Origin of the sequence: Saccharopolyspora sp. NFXS83, from assembly GCF_026241095.1 — a bacterium.
Lineage (GTDB): Bacteria > Actinomycetota > Actinomycetes > Mycobacteriales > Pseudonocardiaceae > Saccharopolyspora_C.
The window spans coordinates 1-881 of the sequence record NZ_JAPFGB010000063.1 but is presented as its reverse complement, the minus strand read 5'-3'; the positions used below and the strand labels follow the sequence as shown (position 1 = coordinate 881).

Annotated in this window: 2 protein-coding genes; one reads left to right on the top strand and one right to left on the bottom strand. The window is 67.5% G+C overall.

What is annotated here, in order from left to right; translation table 11 throughout:
- A partial coding sequence (locus OOZ19_RS29955) for a Scr1 family TA system antitoxin-like transcriptional regulator (RefSeq protein WP_266093531.1) occupies positions 1–411 on the bottom strand: 411 nt, incomplete at its 3' end.
- A 167-nt stretch (positions 412–578) separates the two neighbouring features.
- Here OOZ19_RS29955 and OOZ19_RS29950 point away from each other — a divergent pair.
- Positions 579–848 (top strand): hypothetical protein, encoded by a 270-nt coding sequence (locus tag OOZ19_RS29950; RefSeq protein WP_266093530.1) that lies wholly within the window; start codon positions 579–581, stop codon positions 846–848.
- Positions 849–881 lie beyond the last annotated feature (33 nt).

Genomic DNA, 881 nt, shown 5'->3' with positions numbered 1-881 from the left:
ACGGTCGGACATAGCCATCAGGCAGCGGGTGTAGTCGGGCGCCTGCGCCAAGCCGGGAACCAACGCCAGCTCCACGCAGGTGATCTTCGCTGCCTCGCGTTCGAGCACGAGCAGGCTCGCGAGCTGATCGGACATGCCGTCGCCCAACGCGAGCCACGCCGAAGTCTCCTGCGATTCCCCCACGCGGTCCAGCAACTCCTGCTTCTCGTCGCCGACCACTCCGAACAACGCGCACAGCGCGCTCACCTCTTCGCGGTCCGGTGCGCGGAGTCCGCGCTCGGTTCGGCTGATCGAGGATCGTGAGACACCTAAGGCAGATCCCACCGAACGGGTGGTCATTCCCTTGTTCTCGCGCAAGGTGCGCAGGCGCACGCCGAGTCCGAGCTGACGCAGGGCTTCTGACTGCCGCATTCGATGACCTCCGGATTCCGTCACGGGATCGGGTCGGGACCTGAACAATTACGTGCCGCGAAAGGCCGCTGATCTGCGGCGTCACAAATTCGCTGCGCCAGAAGGTAGCGATCTACCTTTCGTTTCGTCAGCGGTTCCGCCGGTGATCGAACCGAAAGGAGGACGAAATGGCGCTGCCCCATCCGTTCCGATGCCCCAAACCGGTGGCGTTCTGGGTCGTCGGGCTCGCGCTGCACCTGCGGCACGCCACGCCTTCCCGGCCGGGCGCGCTGCCCGGCGGCGAGCGGGCCGCGACGCTGTGCGGCACCTGGATCCGCGCCCCCTTCGACACCCCGCCGCCGCGCCGCCCCCGCTCCGAGCAGATCACCGAGCAGTGCCCGCACTGCTCCGAAATCGCGCGCACGCACGACTACCTGCTGCTCACCTGGGACTTCTGACCCCACTCCACCGGATTCCACCACCTCCGGCCC

Excerpts from the sequence above, each read along its gene's own strand:
- OOZ19_RS29950 (WP_266093530.1), top strand. The coding sequence starts at position 579 with ATGGCGCTGCCCCATCCGTTCCGATGCCCCAAACCGGTGGCGTTCTGG.